Below are 22930 nucleotides of genomic sequence, written 5' to 3'. Positions count from 1 at the left end.
GCGCGATCGACCCTACGGCGCCCCGCCCCCGTCCAGAACCGCACCCTCGCCGAAAGCACACGGGAAGGAACGACGGGCGGGAGCGGGTTTTGGAGGGCGGCAGGAGCCGTCGCAAGCGGACGGGCGCGTGGCTGGGCTGCTGCCGACCGGGGCAGGCGCCGACGCGCTTCCCGCAGCTCCTTGCTTTCCTGGCTGGTTGTTCCGGGCTTGGTCCCCTCGTCGAACTCCGCCCGGCGCATCCACTTCCATAGCGTCATCGCGTGGACTCCGAAGTCGGCGGCCACCTGCTCGACCGTCACGCCCGGGCTGCGGTGCCTCGCGACCCGCACGATGCCTGGCGGAACTCTTCCGGAGCTGGAGCGGTCGGCCTACTGCGAAGCATCGTCCACCGCAGCGGCCCGAAGGCGGGAACGGCCGGAATGGAGGAGACGCCGCTAGGACTTGTCCGGCCGATCATGTGACTACTGCGTGTCCGGGTCGTTGATGTGGACATGGGGCGGGGTGATCTGAGTGATGCCGAGTGGGAGCGGTTGCGGCCGTTCCTGCCGGTCAGCAACAGGCGTTGCGGCAGGTGGCGGGATCACCGGCAGGTGATTGACGGGATTCTGCACCGGGTGCGGACCGGCGTGCAGTGGCGTGACTTGCCCGAACGGTTCGGTCCGTGGAAGACCGTCTATGAACGGCACCGGCTGTGGTCGGGCGACGGCACTTGGGAACGCCTGCTCCAGCAGGTCCAGGCCGAGGCTGACTCCGCGGGTGGGATCGACTGGGACATCTCGGTCGACTCCACCATCGTGCGGGCTCATCAGCATGCCGCCGGCGCCCGCACCGATCCGCCGCCGGCTCCCTCGTCAAAGGGGGACGGACAGACAGAACACCAGGACGAGACGCCGTGGCAGAGCCTCGTCGCCCGCCTGGTGGAGGTGGTGCTGGAGGCGAGGGCCTGGGCCGCTCGCGCGGCGGGTTCACCACCAAGCTGCACCTGAGCGCGGACGGCCGCTGCCGCCCGCTGTCCCTCGTCGTCACACCAGGGCAGCGGGCGGACTGCACTCAGTTCGAACCGGTGCTGGAGAAGATCCGCGTCCCCCGACTCGGGCAGGGAAGGCCCCGCAAGAAGCCGGACAGCATTGCCGCGGACAAGGCCTACAGCAACGGGCCCTGCCGCGATTACCTGCGTCGACGCGGTATCCGGCACACCATCCCCGAGAAGACCGACAGCCAGGCCGCCCGCCTACGCAAAGGCTCACGAGGCGGGCGCCCACCGGGGTTCGACGAAGAGCGGTACAAGAAACGCAACACCGTCGAACGGGCCATCAACCGGCTCAAGAATGCTCGGGCAGTCGCCACCCGATACGACAAACGCGGCTACGTATTTCTCGGCACGGCCACCGCAGCAGCCCTCGTCATCTGGCTCCGCACATGATCGGCCGGACAAGTCCTAGACGATCGAGCTCGAGGGGACCGACCACCCTCCGGCGGTCTGGGCAGTGCGTCGTACGGTGTCGGAGATCGCCGGCATCAGCCGGAAGGCCACCGCGAAGATCCAGGCGGCCTCCACCATCGACTCGGCGAACAGATCGACAGCGACAAGGGCGGGATGGTCGACGGCTGGCTCCTCGCGGGCGGAGCAGTAGAACTCCCCCGCACCCGGCGGGCCACCGCCTGCGGCCGGTGACCACACACCCCTGCATCAGATCGGGTTCATCCCTGGCGGAGAGGCAGACGAGGCCGGCCAGAACGTGCTTCTCTATTGCGATGGGCGCACGTACCTGATCCTCAGCGGGCCACCAGACCGCCCGCCCCGGTAGCGCACCCGCCCGACCGTTTCCGCCGCCCCGCCCAGCGCCCGCCACGCCTGGACCGTCCCACCGCCATGGCTTGTCATACCGTCATTCTGACGGCTAGTCACCCTCCTCGGGGGTCCCGGCGGCGAGCGCTCCGGCGCGCAGGCGTTCCAGCACGTCCGCCGGGGTGATCATGTACGCCTTGCCGGCGATCGACTTCTCGAACCCGGCGCGGGTCAGTCGCCATACCCCGCAGGACTCCCGGCCGGTGACGCCGAGGGAGTTCTGCACCCGGGGATCGAACAGGTCGAGGTGGTGGAGGGTCAGGCCCGGCTCCACCGACTGCGCGGTGCGGGCGGATCCCGCCTGCTCGTGGTTGGCGAGGACGCTGATCACGTGCGCCACGTGGAGGGCGGGCAGTCGGCCTTGGGGGGCGTCGGGGTGCCGGAACACGTGCTGCGAGCTATACGAGTCGGTCTCCGGCCGGGCCTCGAAGGGCGTGTCGACGAGGGTCCCGAGGAGGTCGAGGACGGATCCGCCGCCGGCGATGGCGCCGCCGAGGGCGTGCCGAACCCGGTCGACGACGCGGTCCTCGTCCTCGAACGCCTCGTACTCGGCCCGTGCCAGATCGACCGCGTGCTTCTGATACCAGTCCGGGATCCATTCCGGCACGTCGTTGGCCTCGTCGACCGGGCGGGGCGTTACGCCGGCCATGTCCTCCGGGGCGTGCGCGTCGAGGCGAATCAGCGCGCGGCCGGGCAGGCGGGTGTACAGCGGGCTGTCGGGGACCAGGACCTGCGTGGCGTTCAACCACAGGCGCAGGTCCGGGCCTTCGTCGCCGGCCAGGCGCCAGATCGCCTCCAGGACCTTGTCGTCGTTCTCCGCGACGCGGATGGGAGCGCCGAAGCGCTGCGCGACGGCGTCAACGTGTTCCCGCCACGCGGTGCGCGCGAGAGCGAGGACCTTCGGGTTCTCCTCGGCGTTCTCCGCCTCGATCACGCAGGGCACGTAGCGCGCCATCCGCACCGGGTTGAGGAAGTCGCTGCCCCGCCCGTACAGCTCGAAGGGGGTGCCGGAGCGGCTGTGCAGGGTGATGACGGAGTCGATCTCGATCCGGGTGAAGTACTTGACCTCGCCCATCCATCCGGCGAGGTCGCCCTCCCGGACCGGCGGCCCGGACCACAGCACGGGGTTCGGCAGGCCTATGAAGGTGGCCGCGTCCCGAACCTGCCCCGGTGTGTCCTGCCAGGCAAATCTCACGATTCTTCTCCCCGTTTAGCAATGATCAGTTGATCATCTTAGGGTCGTTTTTCGGCCACGGCCGCCATGCTTCCCGAAACTCCGAGATCCCGCCCGGTCTTTCGACGGGACGGGATCTCGTGACGTTCCCGAGAGCTACTCGCGAACTGTCGTCTGTGGGCTGTTCGAGGCTGCGCGGACGCGCAGTTCGGTGAAACGGCGCAGCTCCCGGCCCGACCGGCCAGCCCTCTGCGATCTCTCGGCTTCGTGTCAGTGCGCCACCTGCACGAATACCGCCCCATGACAGTGGAATCGCCCACATCTCTCACATCCGTGACAGTGAGCTCCCACCCATAACCCGACACTGACCTGCGCCAACATGCTTCCACCTCCCACTGAACCGGGCGGGCGGGATCGAGGTCGTAGCGGCGGGCGAAGCCGGGCCACCCTGGTCATCCACGCCAACCCGCACCTGAACACCACCGCCAGCGACACCGGCGTCCTCGTCTACACCATCCACTTGCGCGCCGTGCGCGGCGCCCAGCCCGGCGTGTACGCCGACGGCACCGCCCCCTCGATGCCAGGTCCCCCCCACACATCCAGCAGCTCCCCGTCCACCGGGCCGCCGACCAGCTCAACGTAGACATGGCCGGCTCGGAGTCATTCCCGTCGACCGCCCGGCGTTCGACTTTCGTGATCACTGCCCCAATCCGTAGGCTGGCCCGACACGGACGCAGATTGATCAACAAGGGGGCCACATGAGCAACTTGAGCAACTTGAGCAACAGCATCGCCTCGAAATACAGCGACCTGGCGTGGCGGCACAGCGAGAAGGCCAACGAGGCCTTCCAGAACTGGACGCTCCGCAAGGAGCAGAAGGACCATGCGGAGGCGATGCTCCACGCCCAGATGGCCACCATGTACGCGGGCATGGCCACCGCCACGAAACTGACCGCCTAGGCCCGCGCACAGCGGACCGCACCGGCCCGGCGGGCAGCGGGCCTGGCACGCCACCTGCTTGCACAGAAGCCCTTCCCGCTGTGGGACGGTGCCCCCAAGGCCCCGGCACCCAAACCCGATCCGGGCTCCGGAACAGCGCAGCGTACGCGCTGCTCGTGCTGCGACCGGAACTGCCGCCCAGGGCCGGGCAGCGCAGGCCGCCGCCGGGATGCCACTGCGTCACCGGCCCGGCCTCCACCCGTGCTCGCGCGCCAGGCCGCCGGGTCCACGCCGCCGCAGTCGAACCGACGGCACACGCACGCCCCGCCCGGCGCCGCGTACACCCTCCCGTGCTGGACCACCCCGCCGGCCCGGCTGCCCGCACAGCGTCCCGCAGCCGGGCCGGCCACTCCACCCAGATCCACAGACCCCCGACCCTGAGTGATCGTTGAGCTCGGCGTGTGAGTCTCCAACACTACGAGTCGGCTCGACAAGCTCACCGCTGACCAGCTCGCCGCCCTCGCGAAACCCGGCGTCGACTGGGCCCGACCAAGCACCGTGCGTGAAGGCGCCTTGAGTCATCGGCGCCTGATGGGCTTCGCTGCGTGGTCAGTGGGCTGTGGCCCTGGCCTGGTACCTGTCGTGAAGTCGGTGGAGCAGCGTCCTGGGCGATGCTGGTCCTCGTCGATGACCAAGGCCATCAGGTAGTGGTCGGGGCCGCTGCGCACGGCGTCGATTGGCATGGATGCCCGGAGGTTGGGCCAGTACCGGCCATGGGCGAACCCTGACGCCGCGCGCCAGGCTGCGGTGACCTCTCGGGCTTTCAGGCCGGCATCCTCGGCAGCTTCCTCGATGACCTTCCCCGCCTCTGGCTTGCTGAGGGAGGCGGTGGGAATGCCGAGGGACAGGGCGAGGTCGGCTATGTCCTGGCGGCGCTCGCGACCGGTCTTGCCACCGGGGCCTGGCTGGTGGTCCGTGTCCTCCTCGTGCTGGGCCCGGTTGCGCATGTCCTCACGCCACAGGGCCAGGGTGCGCCGGCGGCGCTCGGTTCGGTCGTTGCCGCCCACGATCCAGACGGCCGTGGCGAAGTTCTCCAGTGCCCCCCGCATCAAGGTCCACGGGCTCTGCGGGTCTACCTCTCCCGCGTGCACGAGCCTGCGAAGCGCATCGGCGTGGGCGACCCCCGCGCTGTAGGAGTTCTGGATGAGCGTGGACGCGGAGTACATGCCCATCGGTGCATCGTCCGTCGCGAGGCTGCTCGACGGCTGCGGTGCCGGCAGCTGCCGGTAGGCACCCTCTCCACGCAGTCGCTCCACGTCCGCGAACAGCGGCTGCAGGTACGCGAACTTGAACTCAGACCGTGTCATCACGCCAGGGTAGAGACGACCCCTGACAGAAGGCAGCACGGCAGGATCGTGGACGAGTTCCAGATGCGGCGTGACAGGTTTCCCGGCTCGTCGTTGAGCGAGGAGGTCAGCGAAGTGGAGCCCCGGGACGTCGTGACCCCCGGGGCCTCCGTGTTGCCTCCTGGCACCGGACGGCGGTGCAACACGCACTGCAACCACAGCGGCCGCCCACTTCAAACCCCGGCGCCTGCACGCCGACAAGGCCCACGACATACCTGAGGGGGCGGCGGGAAGGCTCCCAGCCTTCGCGGCCGACGCCGCGCCACTTCACAAAGTCGGGGTCTGCGTTCTCCAGCGATGAGGAGACTCGCGCGGTAGACCGTGGCGGTCTCCTCGGAGCGGGTGGCCAGCCCGCGCCATTGCCTTTGCGGGGCTGATCAGCGACTTTTCCAAGAGCTGTGGTCTCCACGACGCTCTGGCCAGATGCCGTTTCCCACCCCTGCTGCCGGTGCATCCTTCGCCCCGCCTAGGCTCCGGATCATGGACATGGGCAAGCAGTGGGAGCAGTGGAACGGGCTACGGGGGCGCGTTCCCGTGTGGCATCCCGTGGGGGTGGTGATCGAGGCCGACGGGCCGGTCGTGCGGAGGCACTACGGGACACACGGCACTGCCGAGCACGCTCCGATCGCACCTGGCACCGACCTGGCCGGGCTGGTACGCCGACAGCAGGCGGCCTTCGCCGAGCGCGGCGAGCCGGTGGAGTGGAAGGTGTACAGGCACGATTCACCAGATTTGGGACCGGCTCTGACGGCGGCGGGCTTCACTCCGGGCCGGGAGCGTTCCGTTCTGATCGCCGACAGGCTCGCGGGAGGGAAGCCGCAGGACGCGGGCTTGGAGCCCCGCGACGGGGTCCACAATCTGTACGGGGTGCCGAACCAGGCCGAGCGGGCCTGGAAGATCGCAGTCGGATCGCCGGGCCCGCATGCGGTGCCCTACGCCGAAATGATCGCGGACGGCGCCTCAGACGAGGGTGACGTCCTGATCCAGGTCCTGCTGGAGGACGGTCTGATCACCGCGGTCGCCTGGGCCCACGGCGATGAGCAGCCCTTCACGATTGTCGGCGGTCTGACCAGTGACGATGAGGCCTTCGTCCGGACCTGTACCGATGTGTGGCGGCGCGTGAGCTGGCTCGGCTGCCCCCTCCTCGCCGAGGCCGGCGGGCCACTGCGCGCGCGGCTGTTGGACGCCGGATTCGCTGAGGCCACCACCGTGCGCTCGTACCGCTGGCAGCCGCCAGGTGGACCGGAGTCCACGCGTCCCGCGCAGTTCCTCGACTGGCTCCATGACGACGGGCCACTGTGGGACCGCTTCTGCGCGCACTTCGACTTCCAGCCCAGCACCACCCACCGGCCCGCGATCACCGAGCCGTCCCCCTCGGCCGTCTGGCACCTGCACGCCCACCACCGCCCCACCCCGGACCTCCGCGCGGAACTCGAAGCGATCGTCCAGCGCGGACTCCTCGCCGCGACCGAACCCGGAGAGTTCGTGTACTGGCTGGACTGGCAGCACGACGGCTACCGCTACGACCCCCGCCGCACCGACGTACCCGGGCGCCCGCCCCGCCCCGGCAAGGGCACCTATCCCAACGGCGACTACTACCTCCACCTCACCCATGACCTACGCCTGGGCACCTTCGGCCACCCCTGGGAACAGACGCTCACCGTCTGGGGACCGGCACTGCTCACCGCCATCGAAGGGGAGCTGACCGAGCTGCTCGGAGAACCGGTCAGGCGCCGAAACTGAGCGCGCCCCGGCACGCGCCGATGACATGCGTCGGGGGCTATCCCGTAAGTGATCTTGCTCTGCGGTGATCTCGACCGTCACATGTGATCACAGCGTCCGAGCCGTCCTGAATGGCCCCGCTCGCTGCCCTTGCGCGCGCCGCGGGTGACCACACCCGACCGAAAATCTGCGTGGCGCGGACCCTCCAGCGGCCGGCGGGCAGTGGCACCGATGCCTCGGCGGGCATCCCGCCCTCGGGATACTCGACACCCAAGCCGGAACCAGCGCCCGCCGCGCCCCGCGGCACCGCCCCGCCCCGCCCCGCCCCGGGCGGCCCCGGCGGCGACGCGCCCTCGGCACCGGCCCCCGCCCCTCGACCCCGCAGCCCGCGGCCGGCCGCCGGGCTCGCCTCGCCGCCGAGCCGGCCGACACCGAGACCCGCCGCACGGACGCCGCCGAACCAAGCCGGGCGACCTGCTACCCCGGCCGGCGCCAGCTCGGCACCGGCCCGGACACCGCCGCGGCCGCGGGCGGCTGAAGTGTGGGCGGCCCGGTGGTACTGCCCCCGGAAACCGGGCACCGGACCTTGCCCGCGCACGCCCTTTCGGCGCGGGCTACCCCCGACCCTATGCCCCTGCGCACCCCGACGCCCCGGCGGCCCGGCGCGGCCCGGCGCAGGCCGGTAGCCTCGACTACGCGGCCGGACGCAGGGGACGGCGGCGATCTCCGGCCACTGTGCGCCGACCGCGCGGCGCGCCCCTTTCGGCTCCCGAGGCAAGCAAGGGGTGCGCCGCCCCAGGCTTGGGGAGCCGCCCGCCGCCGCGCCAGACGCCGCGAGTGATACGCCGTCGCACGGCGTGCGAGGACGTATCACCCAAGGCCACAGCCACGCCACCGGCCATCGGGGACGGTTTCAGGGCGTGTCGCCGTTCCACACGTACCGGCCGCCCCCGCCCGGCTCGGGGATGTAGTCGGAGCGGCCGCCGGGGCCGAACAGGCCCGTGTTCGTGGCCAGCAGCGCGCCCCCGGCGATCTCTTCCGGACTCCACCCGGTCACGTCCAGAAGTTGCCCGTCCAGCGGCCCGCCGACCAACTCCACATAGGCGTGCCCCTCCACCGGCTCCCCCGATTCCCCCGGCTCCGACCCGTACACCCGCCCGACCATCTTCATGCCGCTCAGCCTCCCACCCGCGGCTCCCCCGAGACGACCGGATCGGCCAGACAGGGCCCCGCAACGCGGACACGCACGGGCCGGCCCCCGCGGTTCACCCGGCCCGCCCCACACCGGCCGCAAACCAGCCAGACATAGGCACCCCTGCCGTTGCCTGTTGCGTCCTCGGGGACGCAACAGGCAACGCCTACCGCAGCCGGCGCCGGGCCGGAATCGTGGTGGACATTACTGCGGGCGCTGGCCGAACTCGGGGTCGACTGGGCGGGATCGGCTGTGTGAGATCCCGACATCCGGCGCCGCAACCGGGGGTCACCGCGTACGCCCCGCGCCGCCCCTGGCCGGTCCGGCCTGCTGCCGGTGGGCCGGGTTCGCGGCTTCGGTCTGGGCCTGCTGTCTGGGGGCCGCTGCGGCAGGTGTGGTGGTAAGCGGGGGCGGGCCGCCGAAGCGGAGACCCGGACTCGGGACGCTATTCAGCAGAGCACGCAAAGCGACCGGGTCTTTGAGCTCATCCCGGCAGTCCTCGGCGGTCTCCTTCGCCACCGGCATGACGAACCAAGTGTTCTCCGGGCCTGCGTCCCAGACCGGCATCGCATGCGGATGGCCGTTGAGAAAGCGACCGGCCGCGATCTCCCTGCCCATCCTGGCCTTCTTGGCAAGGGACGGGTGCTTGCCGTGCAACTGCTTGAGGACCACGGGCGTGCCGGTTGCCTTGTGGGTCGCGTGGAAGAGGTCGGCCATGCCGTCCTCATGACTACGGAAGGCCAGCGTCTCGCAGGCGTAGTCCTTCCGCACGCCTCGCGCCTCGTACGGTGCCATGCCCGCGTCAACAGACCCCCTGCCCTGCTGCAGGGTCTCATCCCCACCCACGACGCACCCCCGCTTTCAAAGTCCCCACCCCGTCTGCCCTGTCAACCAGATCATGTCACCACGAGAAGGCCATCAGGAGTGCTCCCGCCGTCTCATTCCGCCTGTTCCCCGCCTCAGCACGGAAGTGCTTCGAGCCGTGCCGCCCGCGGGAAGCACTCAGCCCGGTTTCCGCCGCGCCCACCTGACCTTCTGCTTGCTAACGAGCTTCTACCGCGCCGAAGGTGATCGCCAGCTGCGCCGTCTCTCAGGCCGACCGAATACGCTTGCCTTCGTTGGGCTCCGTCAGCCGGTGCGGCACATGCGGTCCATGATGATCAGCAGGCGCCGACAGTTGGTAACGGCGTCGTAGGTGCCGCCGAGAGGCTGGTAGCGGTAGGAGTGGTGGCGGGCCGACCACAGTCCCTTCCAGACCGCGTAAGGGGCCATGGCGTCCACCCACCTGTAGGGTCGCAGCCTCGCCCAAGCGGAGCGGGCGGTGTTCGACAGGCGGTGAACTTCCCGTTCCAGGACTGCTCGATCGAAGGCCGCGTTGTAGGCCAGGCAGGAGCGGGCCGCCATGAGGGGGGCGAGGTCGGGCAAGACGGCATTGAAGGTGGGTGCTGCGGACAGTTGGTTCGCTGCGAGGCCATGCAGGGCGGTGGCCTGGGGCGTGATGTCGGCGAGCGGGTTGACGAGTTCATCGAAGAGGGTGTTGCCATCCCGGTCGGTGACGCTGATCTGTACGGCCCAGGCCGTGTCGAGCCCGGTGGTCTGCACGTCGAGGACGCGCAGGTGCGGGTCGCTCAGGATGCCGCGAGCCCAACGGCAGACGTGTTCTCGGTCGGCTGCCCAGCCGTCGGGGCGGCGCAAGGCGCGGAGGGCGTCGTCGAGGCTGAGGTGGCGCTCGTTCAGAGACTGGACGTGCCAGCGTCCGTCGAGGTCGAACCGACTGTGGACGGTGCCCAGGTACCGAGCTTCTTCGTAGGCGACCCAGGTCGGCCGGTCGGTGTCACTGGGGCGTACGAGTCGTACGGATGTGCCGTCGACCAGGTAATCGAGCCTGTGATCCCATTCCGTCACGTCGTCCGGGTCCACCGTGACCGTATTGCCTTCCTTCTGTGTAGAGGCGCCGATGTGGGAGACGCTCCCCAGCGGTTCTGTGATCCGCTGGGGCTTCGCGTTCCGTCGTGGCTCAGGACGGTGCGTCGTCCTCACCGTCGGTGGGGTCGACGGTGCGGCGGTATTCCGGGTGGTCCTTGTCCATCTGGATGCCGAGATGGATCGGCGCGGGGTACTGGGTGCGGTGTTCCCAGTGAAGGGCGTGGTCACAGAGGCGGGCGGCGGCGAGCCCGTAGGTGAGCAGGGCCTGGTCGGCTGGGTGGTGGAGCACGGTGATCTCCGTTGCCGTGTGGCTGTACCAGGTTTCGGCTTGCTCTTTGGGATCGCTGCTGCCCCACCGGGTGTAGGACTCGCCGGCGCGGGCGTAGCGCGCGCCGCCGGTGAACTGGTGGGGGAGGTTGCTCAGGATGAACGTCTGCTCGGCCTGTTCCACCTGGAACAGGCCGGTGGCGAGTTTGCCTTCCTCGGTGACGGGCTCGTCGTACTCCGGGAGGTGGCGGAGCCGTTCGATCAGGGCCGGCCGGGCCACATCGTCGCTGCCGGAGGTGACCCGGACAACCGCTCGTGGTCGTTGGTCGGGTGCGAGCGTGAAGCCGGGCAGTGCCGGCCGCTTGTTGATCCGACCGGCCGCGTCGGGTGTCTTGCCCAGGTTTTTGTTGGCGAGCAGGGGCCAGATGCTGCGGGCCTCTGCGCCGGACACGTACATGACGTATCCCTGTGCCGGGCCGGCGTGCCCGCCCAGTTCGTAGAGGGCGCGGTCGATGTGGCGGGGCAGGAGTTCGTCGCGGCGTCGGCCTTCCGGCAGTGGCCGGGCCCGGAAGATGTAGTTGGCGGGGGCGTAGTCGAGCCAGGTGCCCTGGCCGGTGTGCTCGGAGGGGAGGTAGGCCAGGGTCCGCCAGTACGGGCCGTGGGGGACAAGGGCGACCAGGGTCCACATGAGTTTCGGCTCGTCGGTGGCGATGCGCCGTTCGCCGCGTTGCTGGCGCAGGTGGAGCCCGACGTGGACGAGGGGTTCCTTGAGGCCGTGGGGGCCGGCGCTGAGGGCTTTGGTCAGCCGCGGGTGCACGAGCCCGGCCACGCGGGACATATCGGCGATGGCCATGTGGCCGCGGTGGTGTCCTTGGAGTTCGAGGCCCAGGAGCTCGAGGTCGGTGGTGAGCTCGCGGTCCTTCTTGCGGGGGTTGCGGCGGCCGGGCTTGTACAGGGTGAGGAACTGGGCGAGGACACGGTGCTTGGCCAGTTCGCCGTTGACTCGGTGCTTGGCGTCCAGGGTGTCGGGGTTGACGACCGTGGAGTCGGTCTTCCTCGAGGCGCGTCGCTGGCGCGCCCAGGCTTTGGGGTCGTACTCGGTTTCGCACAGGGCGAGCAGGCGGGTGTCCTCGGGCGCGTCGAGGCCGTGGAGTTGCCTGACCAAGGCGGGGCGCTGGTTGTGGTGCTCTCCGTGGCCCAGCAGATCCGGTGCCGACTGGAACAGGACCTCTACGTGTTCGTTGAGGGAGACGGGCTTGTTCTCGCCGATGCCGGTGGCGGCGAGGTCGGGGTGGTTGAAGTGGTAGGCCAGCAGCATCTGCATGCGTGTGCGCATGGCCTGGGTCTTGTAGAGGGCGAGGATGCGCAGTTTCCGGCATCCGGATGCCGCGATGATCTGCGGCAGGTTCTCGTCGTCCCATAGGACCGTGTCGCGGCCTTCGACGGTGGTGCGCCGGTTTCCGAAGGGGCGGCGGCCGGCGACCTGTACGCACGTGAGCAGGGGCTGGTCAAGGGCGGCGCTGATGTGCCGGGCAAGTTGCCGTTGGCTGTACATGCCCACGCCTCTGCCGACCGGGTAGCTCGCGGCGAAGGGTACGAGGGCGCGGAGTTTGCCGGGAGGGCCGCTCAGGTCGAGGGCGCTGGGTGCGAGGAACTCCTCGTCTTTGTCGCGGGGGAAGACGTGTTCGCCATGCAGGCGGGTCCAGGCGTCCAGGGCCAGGCGGGTGGTGTGGTTGAGGTGGGTGTGGTCGCCGTATCCGCCGAGTTCGAGGTTGAGGAGGGGGCCTTTGGCGTCGCGGGGCTCGAACCAGGCTGTGCGGGCGTTGCGCAGGGTGTTGCTCAGCCGGGAGACGGAGGGTTGCACGACGGCCACGGGGTGGGGCAGGCCGGGGTGGGACTTCATCATGACGTCGAGCCGGAGGGTGGCGTATCGGGTGGCCGTCTTCCAGGTGTTATCGGTGTCTTCCCCGTCGTGGGCGGCGATGTCGTCGAGGGTTTCTCCGCGGGCGGCGAGCCAGGTGTTGTTCCAGAGGAGCTCGCGGTCCCAGACCTGGAGGCAGTTGGCAAGATCGCGGCGGAAGGTGATGGTTTTGCCGTCGATCTTCCACGCTTCGCCGGAGAGTTTCTCGGCGATGGTCCAGCCGGCCGCAGTCCAAACCCAGCCGGGGGCGTCGATGCAGGCCGTGGTGCGGGTGATCTGGTCCCACAGCTGGACTTTTTCGGGGGCGGTCCCGGCGATGAGGTCGGCGATCTGGCTCGGGTGTTGGAAGGTGAAGCTGTCGGCCGGGGTCTGCAGCAGCGCCTGTTCCCAGAGGGTGATGGCGGCGTGCAGGTCTTCGCGGTCGATGGGCCGGGTGGTGGCGAGGAACTTCGGCGGATCGGTCTTGGAGGTGGGGTAGAGGGTGGCGCTGGTGTAGCCGATGGCGCGCAGGACGGTCAGCAGGCCGCTGTAGGGGAGGTTGGCTGTGGAGCCGGTGATGCCGCGGTATTCCTCGCGCAGCTTCTTCCAGGCCGTGTCGATCTTCGCCTCGGGCAGGCGGTACAGCAGCACCGAACCGAGGAGTTCTTCGTCGGTGTGGCAGGCCAGAAGGGACAGCTGGGTCTGTTCCGTGGTCATCAGACGCCTTCGTGATCAAGGTCTTCGCTGCGGGGCAGGGGGACGTGGGTGAGCGAGGGGATGTCGGGTGCGTGGGCGAAGTCGAGCCAGGCGGTCAGGGTTGCGCCGTAGATGCGGCGGAGGCTGGCCTGTTCCTCTTCAGTGAGGCCGTCGTAGTAGGAGCGGAGCAGCGAGGGGAAGTCGGAGCCCAGGCGGGTGTCGAGGAGGGAGTTGTCGACGAGGTAGAGCTGGACGGGGGTGCCTCCGCGGCGGGCGCGGCCGGCGAGCTGGATGAGGTCGACCAGGATTCCGGCGAGGATCTCGGTCTTCAGGTAGCGGGGGAGCCTGCTGAAGCGGGGGTCGCTGCGCAGCAGGGTGTGCAGGTGTCTTCGGGCGGCCCGGCTCTGGATGGCGAGCATGCGGGCGGGGTCGGGGCCCGGGCAGGCTGCGCTGATGGCGGTGGCGTTGATGCTGGCGTACATCGCCTCAGGTGCGTGCAGGTCGGCAACGGGGCGCAGGCCGACCCACACCGACGCCAGCGCGGACCGTTCGGTGCCGGGGACGAGGATGTTCAGCCCGCGGGCGACCAGCGGCAGGGGCGCACAGATGACCTTTACGTGAGGGTGGGTGCGGGGCAGGTCCTCGAGCTGGTCGATAGTGATGGTCACGACGCCGGTGGGCAAGTGGATGCCGGGCGGGATACCTGTCTTGGGGACGACAACGGCGATCCAGGAGGCTTGCACCGCGACCGAAGCGATGCCGACGGCGAGGAGGATGGCCTGCTTGTAGGAGTTGGACACCACCATGGCTCTGGCCCGGTCGGGGTCGTCGATCTCCAGCTGCCTGAGGTGCTCGGAGAGCCGGGTCTGCCACAGCCTCTCCCCGAGTTTCTGGATCTCCGTTGGTTTGTGGGCTTCGGCGATGCCTCCGATGGTGATGGGGTCCCATACGGTGTCCGAGGCGGAAACGTTGCCGGCCAGGGCGGTGACTGCGCCGGGGGTGGCGTCGGTCATGACGTAGGCGGGCTCGGTGTGCACGTGTTCGCAGGCAGCACGCGGGAAGAAGGCGGTCGCGGACAGGGCGAGGACGCTGCGCTCGACGCCGGCGGTGGCGAGGGCCATGGTGCCGCCGAGCTGGACGGTTCCGGTGTGGGGGTCGCCGCCGAGGGACTGGACGAAGAGTTCGCCGCCGCCCCGGTTGTCCTTGTTGACCTTGAATCCGAACAGCTGGTAGCCCAGGGGCCCATACGGCAGGGCGCCGTTCTGGGTGAATGAGCCGAGCGCTCGTGCCAGTTCACGGCCGGCGGTCAGTTGGGAACCGAGTCCGGCGATACATGACTTCAGGTAGGTCAGGCTCTGGTGGAGACAGCCCAGCCAGGCGCGCACGAGCAGCGCGTTGGTGACGTCCGCGTGCCGCATCTTGGGGATCTTGAGGCGTTTGAGCGCCCGGGAGATTTCCGTTTTGAGGACGGGCAGTTCGTCCTCGCTGGTGTCCCGGCTGACGGCCCGGCCGAGGATGCCGGCCAGTTCCTGGAAGCGCGGGTCCGGGGCGGTGTCGTCGCTGGAGTCGGGGAAGATGGCGCGAAACGCCTGGTGAATGTCCGGGTCGAGGCGGATGTGTTCGTCGAGGCCGAGCAGGTCCCTGATCAGGATGCGGTCCCAGATGCCTGGCACGTGCCAGCCAGAGCCAGGACGTTCTTCCTCATGCGTGTCCTGCTCGAGCCAGAGCTCGCCGTCCAGCACGTAGTTGAGGAACTGCTCCCCCAGTCCCCTGGCCCTGAACAGGGCGTTGACCACCCGGCGGTCGGCCGCCGCTGCCAGGCTCTGCCGCTGCTGGTCCACCTGCAGCAGCAGCGAGGTCTTACTGATGCCGCGCGTGGCCAGGGAGAATGCTTGGGCGCCCGTGGAGCACCAGCTGTTCTGCAGGTTGTCGACCTCGTCGACGATCAGCTGGCGGCAGTGACGGTTGAGGAATTCCATCACGGAGATCTGCCGAAGGAGATGCCGGCCGGTGTCGACCGGGACATGGATGAGACCGCGCAGCAGGTTGTGATGGTTGGTGACGATGATGTCCGCGTGGACCGCCTCGCGGAACAGCGCGTACTTCCCGCACACTCCCATCCGCGGGCAGGCGTGCGGGCCGGTCGGCTCCTCGTCCCCGGTGCCGGCCACGGGGTCGGTGACCTTGGTCAGGGCGCGGCACGGTTCGCGGCCGCGGGTGACCTTGGGGCCGTCCGTCACCCATGCCGACAGGTCGCATCCGTAGGCGAGCCGGTCGTGGCGGTCCTCGCGGCCCTGTTCGGCGGCGCGCTGAGCCTGTTCGGCGAGGCGGGTCTCGGTGACCAGCGGCACGCAGCGCAGCTTGTGGCGGGCGGTGGCCTGGGCGAGCTGGGCGGTGACCTTGCAGACGAGGTCGTCGTCCGCTGCGATCTTCTCGGCGCCTGTGAGGCTGTCGTGGATCGTGCTGACGACGATGGCGACGGGGCCCTGGCCGCGGTCGGCCAGGAGCGGGGCAAGGTTGTTCATCAGCACGCTCTTGCCCACGCCCGTCGGTGCGTTGACGATCGTGAGCTTCCCGGCCGGCAGGTTCAGATGGGTGACGGGAGCGCCGGAAGCGTCCTGGAGCCGGTCGAAGAAGGAGGCGAGCACGCCCGGCTTCCAGCCGTGGCGGCCGGGGTCGGCCGCCGCCTGGCGCCGGGCCAGGCGCAGGATCTTCTTGCGGGTGGCGGTCGCCGTGGCCGTGTACGGGGCGGTCGTCAGCTGCAGCGGCCGTACGTGGGCGCCTTCTTCGGTGTCGGGGATGGTCACCACCGAGGGCTCGGATCCCCCGAACTGCCACAGGCCGGGGCCGGCCACGGGCAACGGCAGGCGGGTGTCGTAGTAGTAGCCTTCGGCTTCGCGCACCAGCTCCCGGGCCAGTTCCAGCGGCTTTTGAGCGTGCGCGGCCAGCAGGTAGGTCGCCTCCCGGGGCGGCACATCATCAGGGAGCCAGTACAGGCCGCTTCCCGAGGTCGCACAGGTTCGCGCGAGCGCCTCGAACATGCCGCGTCCGGCCAGGTCGTCGGGGCGCACGTGCCAGTACTGGCCGGCCAGCTCCCGTACGCGCCGGGGGACCCGGGGCCAGTGCTCCCACAGGTCCACGCGGGCGGCCGCGAACACGTGCGCCTGGTCCAGTGGCACGACCATCCGACCGTCGGCGTCACGGAAGCCGAAGTACTCCTCGGCCAGCGCCAACGCCGCGGCGACGGACAGCGTGCGCAGTTCCCACTCCTCCGGCCTCACCGCGGCGCTCCGCACGCGTCCTTGACCTGCTTGGCCAGGCGGCTGACCGTGGTCACCTTGACGCCCCGGCCTCGTACCTGGGCGGCAAGGAAGTGCCGTTCGCTGTGCTGGTGGTCGGGCAGGACGATCGTCAGCCCCTTCCGCAGCACTGGGCGGTCCGAGAGCGCCTTGCCGAGCGCGACGACCGACTCCCACGCCTTAGCGTCCACGCGCCAATGCCGAGTGCGCTTGCCCGTCACCGCCACGGTGATGTGCACGTCGTACTCGTCCGGCCGCTGCTTCCCCGGCCACATCTCCAGCTCGACGAACGGCAGGCCTTCGAGCTCGTCGCGCAGCTGGAGTTCGAGGAGCACGGGAAGAGTGCCGTAGCGCCACACGTGCCGGTTCACGGCCAAGTGATCGGAGCTGGCCGGCAGCGGTGTGACCGGCACCGCGGCCTTGCCGGTCGCGGTCAGCTCGCCCGGGCCCGGCCCTTTGCCGGGCGTGTACCGGTAGTGCACGCCCCGGGGCGCGTGGGCCTCACAGCGTACGTCGAACAGTGGCCCGGACCGCAGAGTCCGCATCGGCCAGCGGCAGACCGGGCACGGATACCACCAGCCGTCGACCTGGCACCACGGCCAGTCGGCCACGGACTCGAAGAAGTCGAACCGCATCCACAACCGGTCCCACTGGCGGCTCAGCTCCCGCACCGAGCCGGCGGCATGCGTCCCGAGAAGGGTGCGGGCGCACCGGTACTCCTCCGGCGAAAGGCGCCGCATGAGGTCGAACAGACGCTGTTCTTCCTGCTCGGCGCGTACCCGAGCCCACGGCCAGTACTGCTCGAGCGCCGCTTGCGGTACCAGGTGCTCGCTGCACAGATCCTTAACCGCGTCACGGGTCAACCCCTGCGCGTCGAACAACTCCATGCTGTCGAACCGGTCGGGCCTGCCCGAAGCCGACGGAAGCAGAGGTCCCAGCGGGCCGCGCAGTCCCTGGCGGAACTCCTTCATCCCGATCTGCGCCGCCCGCTCAGGGCGGTGGGCCGCTCGAAGCACCGCCAAGCAGTCCATGAGCAGCCTGCTCCGGCGGCTGGGTGCCAGTACCGGATCGCTCTCCGCGACGACCGCCATGCAGCACGCCGTCAAAGCCTGGTCACGCCGCTCCTGGTCCGCGGCCACTTTTCTGACAGCCACACCGGAACACATAGCCACGGAACATGCCTAATGTCACATACCGTTACTTCGTGCACGACGAGCCCACCCAGACAGGCCAACAGCCCGCGAAGGCGCTCCCGCCAGCGGCCGACACCCGCCAGCGATGGCAGTGGGCCATGGCTCCCGGTGTCGACTTCTCGGCCCCGGCTGCTGTCAACGAATTCGCGAAAGCCGGCAAGTGGCTGTGGTTCCTGCCCCTCCGCGCCCTCGATGCGGGCTGGCGCCTCATCAAGACGGCCGTGGAAGGCGGACAGCTCGGACCGGGAGCCAAGGTCGCCACGCTCGGCAGCGACTTCGACGGCGACCCTACACGCCGGCCAGTGATCATCTACACCGCCAACCATCATGACAAGGAAGACGTACAGCGCGTCCTGAACGCCCTCCGCTCCCTCGGCGTCCGCGACGCACTGGCGTACAAGACCGACGAGACCACCGCGCGCGGAGAATACGGAGACGGAACCAGCGTCTACACAAGCCCCGCCGGAACCACCAAAATCATCCGACGCGAGCGACAGACCCGCCCGGCGGTACAACGCCCGCGGGCACCGCATATCCGGTCGGCCGCAGGCACAGGATGAAGGCCCACCCGGCCCACACGCCCCTCGCGACCAAGACCGGCAGGCGCGGAGCCTGCCCTGCCGCGCCCGCTGAGGCACCGACGGCTCCGTGGCAGGCCACGGCTCCGCTCGGGGACGGTGTCCACTGCGCCGAAAGCGGCAAAGCTCGCACGTAGACTGCGGGCTGCAAATCTGTTGATCTGCGGATTCACGACATCCGCACAGTCTCCGGCATGTGGCCGCCCGGCCGGAAGCACGTCTGCGGCAGCCGCACCGGATCCCCCTCCCCACGACTTCCGGACCCGCTTGCGTGGGAAGCAGTCGCGGCCGCGGCCTGGCGCGTGCCATGGTTTCACGGTCTGCAAGGCGAGAGGTGGGGCGATGGGGCGACGGAACCGCAATGGGCTTCCGGTATTGCGCGTGGAGGAGCTGAAGCGTGCGGGGGTGTCGCTCGATGTGCTGGAGGACGTTGCTGTTCCTCTCGCGCGGGGCGGGAGCAAGTGGCACGTCCCCACAACGGAGAAGGGCTGGCGCGCCCACTGCCGGTATGCAGGCTCCCACGGCTCTCGGACCACGCTGCTGAACATCCTGGGCGACGTGTGCAAGCACTGCGTACACCGGGTGGTTGTGCCGCCGGAGCAGGAGGCCCTGTGGAGGGCGGCGGCAGTAGTGGTGGAGGCCGACCGCGTCGTGCAGAAGCTGGCCCAGTCACGTGGCGGGCACCGGACCTGGAGCGGCTATGCCCGTGCGCTGGCTGCTGCGGCGCGCCACGAGGACCGGGCGGTCCGCGCGCTGCTGGAGCCGTGGACCGGGGACGTCACGGTCGGGCCTGCGGCGGAGGGGATGGCGAAGGTGTGGGCGACGGTGGTGGAGCGGTCGGAGGCGGAGCTGGCCGCCTACCGGCAGGCGGCGCCGGCGGCCCGTGGCGCGGCCGCCGTGAGCGCGGCCTGCGATGCGGTCGCCGAGGAAGGTGATCTGCAGCAGGAGGCGGCCAGGCTTGCCCAGACGGTGGAAGGGGCTTCCTGGCGTGTGAGGTTCGATGCGTGGGCGGCGGTGCGCAGGACGTGGAGCGCTGCCCAGGAGGAGGGTGCGGACGCGGCGCGGACGCTGGCGCTGGTTGTGGGCTGTCTGGACAAGGAGTGGGGGAAGGCCCGGGTACGGGACGTTTCCCTGCTGCGGGCACCCGCGCACACCTCGGCGTCCGGCTTCGGCTCCCCCGCGGACTGGGCTGATGCCGCGTTCCGGTACCTGTGGCGGCAGTACGCTGCCGACTGCTGCGAACGTCTCGGGCGGGCGCTGGCCTCGGCGCGCGGTGATCGCGAGGCAGGGCAGGAGCGGCGGCTTCTGATGGTGACGGGCTGGCCTCTGACGTCCCAGCGTGATGCCGAACTCGCGTACCTGTCCCAATACGAGCAGCTGGGTCAGGCTGTGCCCAACGGCGCGCAGCGCAGCGAGTACGGTCAGCAGATCGGCCCGCAGTATGCCGTGGTGCTGGCAGTCCCCACGTTCGCCGCGCGTCACGCGGAGGAGCACACCCGCGGCAGCCGGGGACGGGTCGTGGTCGGCCCGGAGGGCGCCGAGGGAGCGTCCGTTGGTGGTGAAGTCCAGGGGCTCCTGCGTGCGGCCTTCCCGTATCTCGAGCCGGACACGGCGGACGACGGGGACCATCCCGAGCCGTCGGCAGCGGTCCGGGCCGCTCGCGCGGCCCGGCGTCTGCCCGATCCGGGCGGCCGCGAGCGGGGGGACTCCTACGCCCGGTACAACGCGCTGGTGTCCGGCCGGTGGAGCTGGGTACCGGACGACACCGCCGGCGGTACGGCCGAAGCAGCCATCGTCGACCTTGCCGGAATCGATCTGACCGAGTGGACGCTCCTTCTCGATGTCGAATGCGGGCCCAGGACGGACCTCAGCCTGCACACCCTGTACGGGACGGTGCGGGCATGGGACAGCGAGGAGCAGCGGCTGGTGTTCTCGCCGCTCGGGTCCCACCCGCCCCTCCGGGTGCCCGTTCACCGGATCGTGGCTCTGAGCGGTGACGAGCAGCGGCGGCGGCGCCACGAGTTCCCGGTCCACGAACCCTATGAGGGGGAGGACGCCGAGTACGGCTCCTAGCGTGCGGCGTCGAGGAGGGGAGGCCCTTGATTGGTCGGCAACCCCGATCCAGGCGCGGGCGCTTACACCAGTGCGCGCGCCGACGGACGTTCCCCTGTCGGGTTGGGGTACGCACTCCTTTGCGGCCCGGCTGGATCCAGCCTCCTGACAGGCCGGATCGCGCCCTGGCTGGCATGGTGCATCCCCGCTACGGTCTGCGGGCACCAGCGCGGATCGACGAGGGGACCGGCATGGCGGGCAAGGACGGCAAGAGCGAGGGCGGCGGGTCCGGGCAGCATCGCCGGGAGGACCCGCCGCTGTCCGGCGGGACGCCACCGCCCGGAAACAGCGACGGCCAGGTCCCAAACCCGGGGTCGGGATCCGGCAAGCGCCGGAAATGATCATGAGCGGCGGCGCGCTGGAATCCGGTCTGGACCGGATGGACGAGACCATGGAGAAGCGGGGCCTGTGGCCGGACGCGGACAGCCCCTGGGTTCGCCGCGCCATGACGGAGCTGCCTCGGCACCGGTTCGCCCCGGAGACCGTGTGGTTCTGGGACGGCCACGGATGGGTGCCGGTCGACCGGTCGGCACAGCCCGGGCGCTGGGCCGATCTCGTCTACCCCGGGCCGGAGGAGTCGACCGTCACCCAGGTCACCGGCGGCCTGGCCACCTCGAGCCTGTCGTGCGCGTCGGTGGTCGCCGACATGCTGGACTCGCTGGTGGTCGAGCCCGGGCACAGGGTGCTTGAGCTCGGCACGGGGGCGGGCTGGAACGCGGCCCTGCTCGCCCACCGTGCTGGACCGGGCGGCCGGGTGGTGTCGGTGGAGGCCGACGCGGGCCTGGCGGAGGCCGCCGCGCGGCGCCTGGAGCAGGCCGGTCTTCACGTGGATGTCCGCACCGGTGACGGGTCGGCCGGAGTACCGGATGCCGGCCCGTACGACCGGCTGATCGCGACCTACGCGGTCGAGACCGTGCCGTGGGCGTGGATCGAGCAGGTGCGCCCCGGAGGGCGGCTGGTGGTTCCGTGGGGGCGGATGGGGCACTTCGCCCTCACTGTCGCCGACGACGGGCAGTCCGCGACCGGCTGGCTCCAGGGCCTGGCGCTGTTCATGGAGGACCGCAACGCACGCAAGGCCGCTCCGGCACCGGCCGCATCCATCCTCGACGACGCCAACGATGCGGCCACCGACGAAGAGCTGTTCGTCGACCTCCTCGACGGGCACCTGCTGTTCGCGCTGCGCGTGTCCCACCCGCACATCGTCGTGACCGTCGACCGCAACGGTGCCGGGCCGCACGTGGAGCTGCGGGACGCGGCCGGCCGCTCAGCGCGCGCCGAGCCGGCGCACGGCGGCCTGATCTGCGTCCTCGGCGACGGGCAGGGTCTGTGGGACGCCCTGCGCCCCGGGTACCGGCTGTGGCGCGAGCGTGGACGCCCGCTGCAGTGGGACTTCGGGATGACCGTCACAGAGCACGCGCAGACGGTGTGGGCAGGCAGCCCCGACCACGGTCCATACGCCGGATGACATCCCGCCGGCAGCTGAAGGCGGGGCGCTCCATGATGCCTCTTCGCCACGGTCTGCGGCCGTCCGGCCGAGACAGATGTATCTCGGGGTCGTGGCGGATCACCGCCCCATCCTCTCGCGACGAGCAGCTCGCTCACAGCAGAGCCCTGACGACCCGCCCCGATCTCTCCCGCTGGATGGGACGCGCTCTCGTCTTCTGTCCCTCGTGCCGGGGCCTTCCTCTCCCGGCTCACCGCCAAGGACGTCCGTACCTTCCTCGACCGACTCCGCACCACCTGCCAGTGCTACACCCAGGGGCTGGACACCGAACGGAAGAAGTGCTGCGCGGTCGGCGAGTGCTGCCAGAAGCGGCTCTCCGCTTTGACCGTGACTCGGTGCTCAAGTCAGCTCGCCGCCGCCTAAAGACGAGCTGCCCCGCAACGTCGCCCGAAACGTCAAGACCACCACGCACCAGCCCAGGCGCTTCCATCCGCTCACTACGGCAGAGGCCCGTCAGTTCCTCGACGTAGCCCGCACCGACCGGCTCCACGCACTCTACGAACTCGCCCGCCGCACCGGCCTCCGCAAAGGCGAACTCCTCGGGCTCCGCTGGGAAGACCTCGACCTCAACGCAGGAACAGCCAGCATCCGCCGCTCACTCCAGCGCACCCGCACGGGCGGCCTCACACATCTCCCCACCAAGACCCGGGCATCCGAACGCCGCATCGCCCTCCCGACCGAATGCCTCCACTCCCTCAAGGAGCACAGAGGATGGCAGACCAGGAGCGAGAGACAGCAGGAGCACACTGGAGCGACAGCGGGCTCGTATTCACCACGCCCACCGGACGGCCTCTCGACCCTGCCAACCTCACCCGCCGCTTCCGCAGCTTCCTCAACCGGGCCGGACTCCGACGCATCCGCTTCCACGACCTCCGCCACTCGACCGCCACCCTGCTCCTCGAACAGGGCATCGACCTCGTCGTGATCAAGGAGTTGTGGGATCACGCCCACATCGGCGTCACTTCCGGCGTCTACGCCCACGTCCGACTCGGACTCCAGCGCCAAGCCATCGACGCCCTCAGCAACGCGCTCAGCCTCACCGGCAACGACCCCGACGACCCACCCGCCACAGCCGTCGTCCGCTGACGTTGCCGTCACCGTTGCCGTCAAACGACCCGAGGGTCCCCTCCGCGCAGAAGCGCGGAGGGGACCCTCGCATTTGCCGGGCTATCGA

The 22930-nt window shown here is 70.0% G+C and carries 15 protein-coding genes and 2 pseudogenes; 7 read left to right on the top strand and 10 right to left on the bottom strand.

Going from position 1 to position 22930, the window contains the following annotated elements; all coding sequences use genetic code 11:
- Positions 1-212: 212 nt before the first annotated feature.
- Positions 213-284 (bottom strand): annotated as a pseudogene (locus ACZ462_RS15960) (hypothetical protein); the annotation flags it as partial.
- 207 nt (positions 285-491) lie between these two features.
- On the opposite strand from ACZ462_RS15960, the gene ACZ462_RS15955 reads away from it, so the two are divergent.
- Positions 492-1423, top strand: a protein-coding gene (locus tag ACZ462_RS15955; RefSeq protein ID WP_467810004.1) for an IS5 family transposase whose coding sequence is annotated in 2 segments (ribosomal slippage) — positions 492-824 and positions 827-1423 — 930 coding nt in all. Because the reading frame shifts where the segments join, the coding sequence is not laid out codon by codon here.
- 15 nt (positions 1424-1438) lie between these two features.
- On the opposite strand, the gene ACZ462_RS15950 is transcribed toward ACZ462_RS15955, so the two are convergent.
- Both ACZ462_RS15950 and ACZ462_RS15945 read right to left on the bottom strand, forming a co-directional pair.
- On the bottom strand, positions 1439-1681 hold the full coding sequence (locus ACZ462_RS15950; protein ID WP_467807737.1) for a hypothetical protein: 243 nt from the start codon (positions 1679-1681) through the stop codon (positions 1439-1441).
- A gap of 220 nt (positions 1682-1901) precedes the next feature.
- Positions 1902-3044, bottom strand: a complete 1143-nt coding sequence (locus ACZ462_RS15945; RefSeq protein ID WP_467807736.1) for a hypothetical protein — start codon at positions 3042-3044, stop codon at positions 1902-1904.
- A 737-nt stretch (positions 3045-3781) separates the two neighbouring features.
- On the opposite strand from ACZ462_RS15945, the gene ACZ462_RS15940 reads away from it, so the two are divergent.
- Positions 3782-3982 (top strand): hypothetical protein, encoded by a 201-nt coding sequence (locus tag ACZ462_RS15940; protein WP_467807735.1) that lies wholly within the window; start codon positions 3782-3784, stop codon positions 3980-3982.
- Positions 3983-4539: 557 nt separating this feature from the next.
- Here the strand turns inward: ACZ462_RS15940 and ACZ462_RS15935 are convergent.
- Positions 4540-5328 carry a hypothetical protein gene (locus tag ACZ462_RS15935; RefSeq protein WP_467807734.1) on the bottom strand — a complete coding sequence of 263 codons (789 nt, stop codon included), beginning with the start codon at positions 5326-5328 and terminating at the stop codon, positions 4540-4542.
- Between the two features lie 519 nt (positions 5329-5847).
- Here ACZ462_RS15935 and ACZ462_RS15930 point away from each other — a divergent pair.
- Positions 5848-7110, top strand: a complete 1263-nt coding sequence (locus ACZ462_RS15930; protein ID WP_467807733.1) for a DUF2716 domain-containing protein — start codon at positions 5848-5850, stop codon at positions 7108-7110.
- 892 nt (positions 7111-8002) lie between these two features.
- On the opposite strand, the gene ACZ462_RS15925 is transcribed toward ACZ462_RS15930, so the two are convergent.
- From ACZ462_RS15925 to ACZ462_RS15900, 6 genes are all read right to left on the bottom strand, one after another.
- Positions 8003-8260, bottom strand: coding sequence for a hypothetical protein (locus tag ACZ462_RS15925; RefSeq protein ID WP_467807731.1), 258 nt, complete (start codon positions 8258-8260; stop codon positions 8003-8005).
- A gap of 309 nt (positions 8261-8569) precedes the next feature.
- Complete coding sequence (locus tag ACZ462_RS15920; protein WP_467807730.1) at positions 8570-9052, bottom strand: hypothetical protein; 483 nt, start codon at positions 9050-9052, stop codon at positions 8570-8572.
- 357 nt (positions 9053-9409) lie between these two features.
- Positions 9410-10201: a 3'-5' exonuclease gene (locus tag ACZ462_RS15915; RefSeq protein WP_467807729.1), complete on the bottom strand. Its 792-nt coding sequence runs from the start codon at positions 10199-10201 to the stop codon at positions 9410-9412.
- A 97-nt stretch (positions 10202-10298) separates the two neighbouring features.
- Positions 10299-13091 (bottom strand): RNaseH domain-containing protein, encoded by a 2793-nt coding sequence (locus ACZ462_RS15910; protein WP_467807728.1) that lies wholly within the window; start codon positions 13089-13091, stop codon positions 10299-10301.
- Complete coding sequence (locus tag ACZ462_RS15905; protein WP_468252225.1) at positions 13091-16351, bottom strand: ATP-dependent DNA helicase; 3261 nt, start codon at positions 16349-16351, stop codon at positions 13091-13093. Before ACZ462_RS15905 ends, ACZ462_RS15910 begins: the two co-directional genes overlap by 1 nt.
- Positions 16348-17460, bottom strand: a complete 1113-nt coding sequence (locus ACZ462_RS15900) for a restriction endonuclease-related protein (protein ID WP_467807726.1) — start codon at positions 17458-17460, stop codon at positions 16348-16350. Before ACZ462_RS15900 ends, ACZ462_RS15905 begins: the two co-directional genes overlap by 4 nt.
- A gap of 113 nt (positions 17461-17573) precedes the next feature.
- Between ACZ462_RS15900 and ACZ462_RS15895 the strand changes: the two genes are divergently transcribed.
- The 4 genes and pseudogenes from ACZ462_RS15895 to ACZ462_RS15880 all read left to right on the top strand — a co-directional run.
- Positions 17574-18122 carry a putative phosphothreonine lyase domain-containing protein gene (locus ACZ462_RS15895; RefSeq protein WP_467807725.1) on the top strand — a complete coding sequence of 183 codons (549 nt, stop codon included), beginning with the start codon at positions 17574-17576 and terminating at the stop codon, positions 18120-18122.
- 399 nt (positions 18123-18521) lie between these two features.
- Positions 18522-20213, top strand: a complete 1692-nt coding sequence (locus ACZ462_RS15890; protein WP_467807724.1) for a hypothetical protein — start codon at positions 18522-18524, stop codon at positions 20211-20213.
- 382 nt (positions 20214-20595) lie between these two features.
- Complete coding sequence (locus ACZ462_RS15885; RefSeq protein WP_467807723.1) at positions 20596-21717, top strand: methyltransferase domain-containing protein; 1122 nt, start codon at positions 20596-20598, stop codon at positions 21715-21717.
- Positions 21718-21936: 219 nt separating this feature from the next.
- Positions 21937-22842: pseudogene (locus tag ACZ462_RS15880) on the top strand (tyrosine-type recombinase/integrase); the annotation flags it as partial.
- Between the last annotated feature and the right edge of the window lie 88 nt (positions 22843-22930).

The sequence above is a fragment of the Streptomyces sp. NPDC031121 genome (assembly GCF_055570615.1).
This window is presented reverse-complemented; position numbering and strand designations above follow the sequence as displayed.

What these genes read in the sequence shown, in the direction of transcription:
- ACZ462_RS15940 (WP_467807735.1), top strand. Translation starts at nt 3,782, where the DNA reads ATGAGCAACTTGAGCAACTTGAGCAACAGCATCGCCTCGAAATACAGC.
- ACZ462_RS15935 (WP_467807734.1), bottom strand. Translation starts at nt 5,328, where the DNA reads ATGACACGGTCTGAGTTCAAGTTCGCGTACCTGCAGCCGCTGTTCGCG.
- ACZ462_RS15930 (WP_467807733.1), top strand. Translation starts at nt 5,848, where the DNA reads ATGGACATGGGCAAGCAGTGGGAGCAGTGGAACGGGCTACGGGGGCGC.
- ACZ462_RS15925 (WP_467807731.1), bottom strand. Translation starts at nt 8,260, where the DNA reads ATGAAGATGGTCGGGCGGGTGTACGGGTCGGAGCCGGGGGAATCGGGG.
- ACZ462_RS15910 (WP_467807728.1), bottom strand. Translation starts at nt 13,091, where the DNA reads ATGACCACGGAACAGACCCAGCTGTCCCTTCTGGCCTGCCACACCGAC.
- ACZ462_RS15900 (WP_467807726.1), bottom strand. Translation starts at nt 17,460, where the DNA reads ATGGCGGTCGTCGCGGAGAGCGATCCGGTACTGGCACCCAGCCGCCGG.
- ACZ462_RS15885 (WP_467807723.1), top strand. Translation starts at nt 20,596, where the DNA reads ATGAGCGGCGGCGCGCTGGAATCCGGTCTGGACCGGATGGACGAGACC.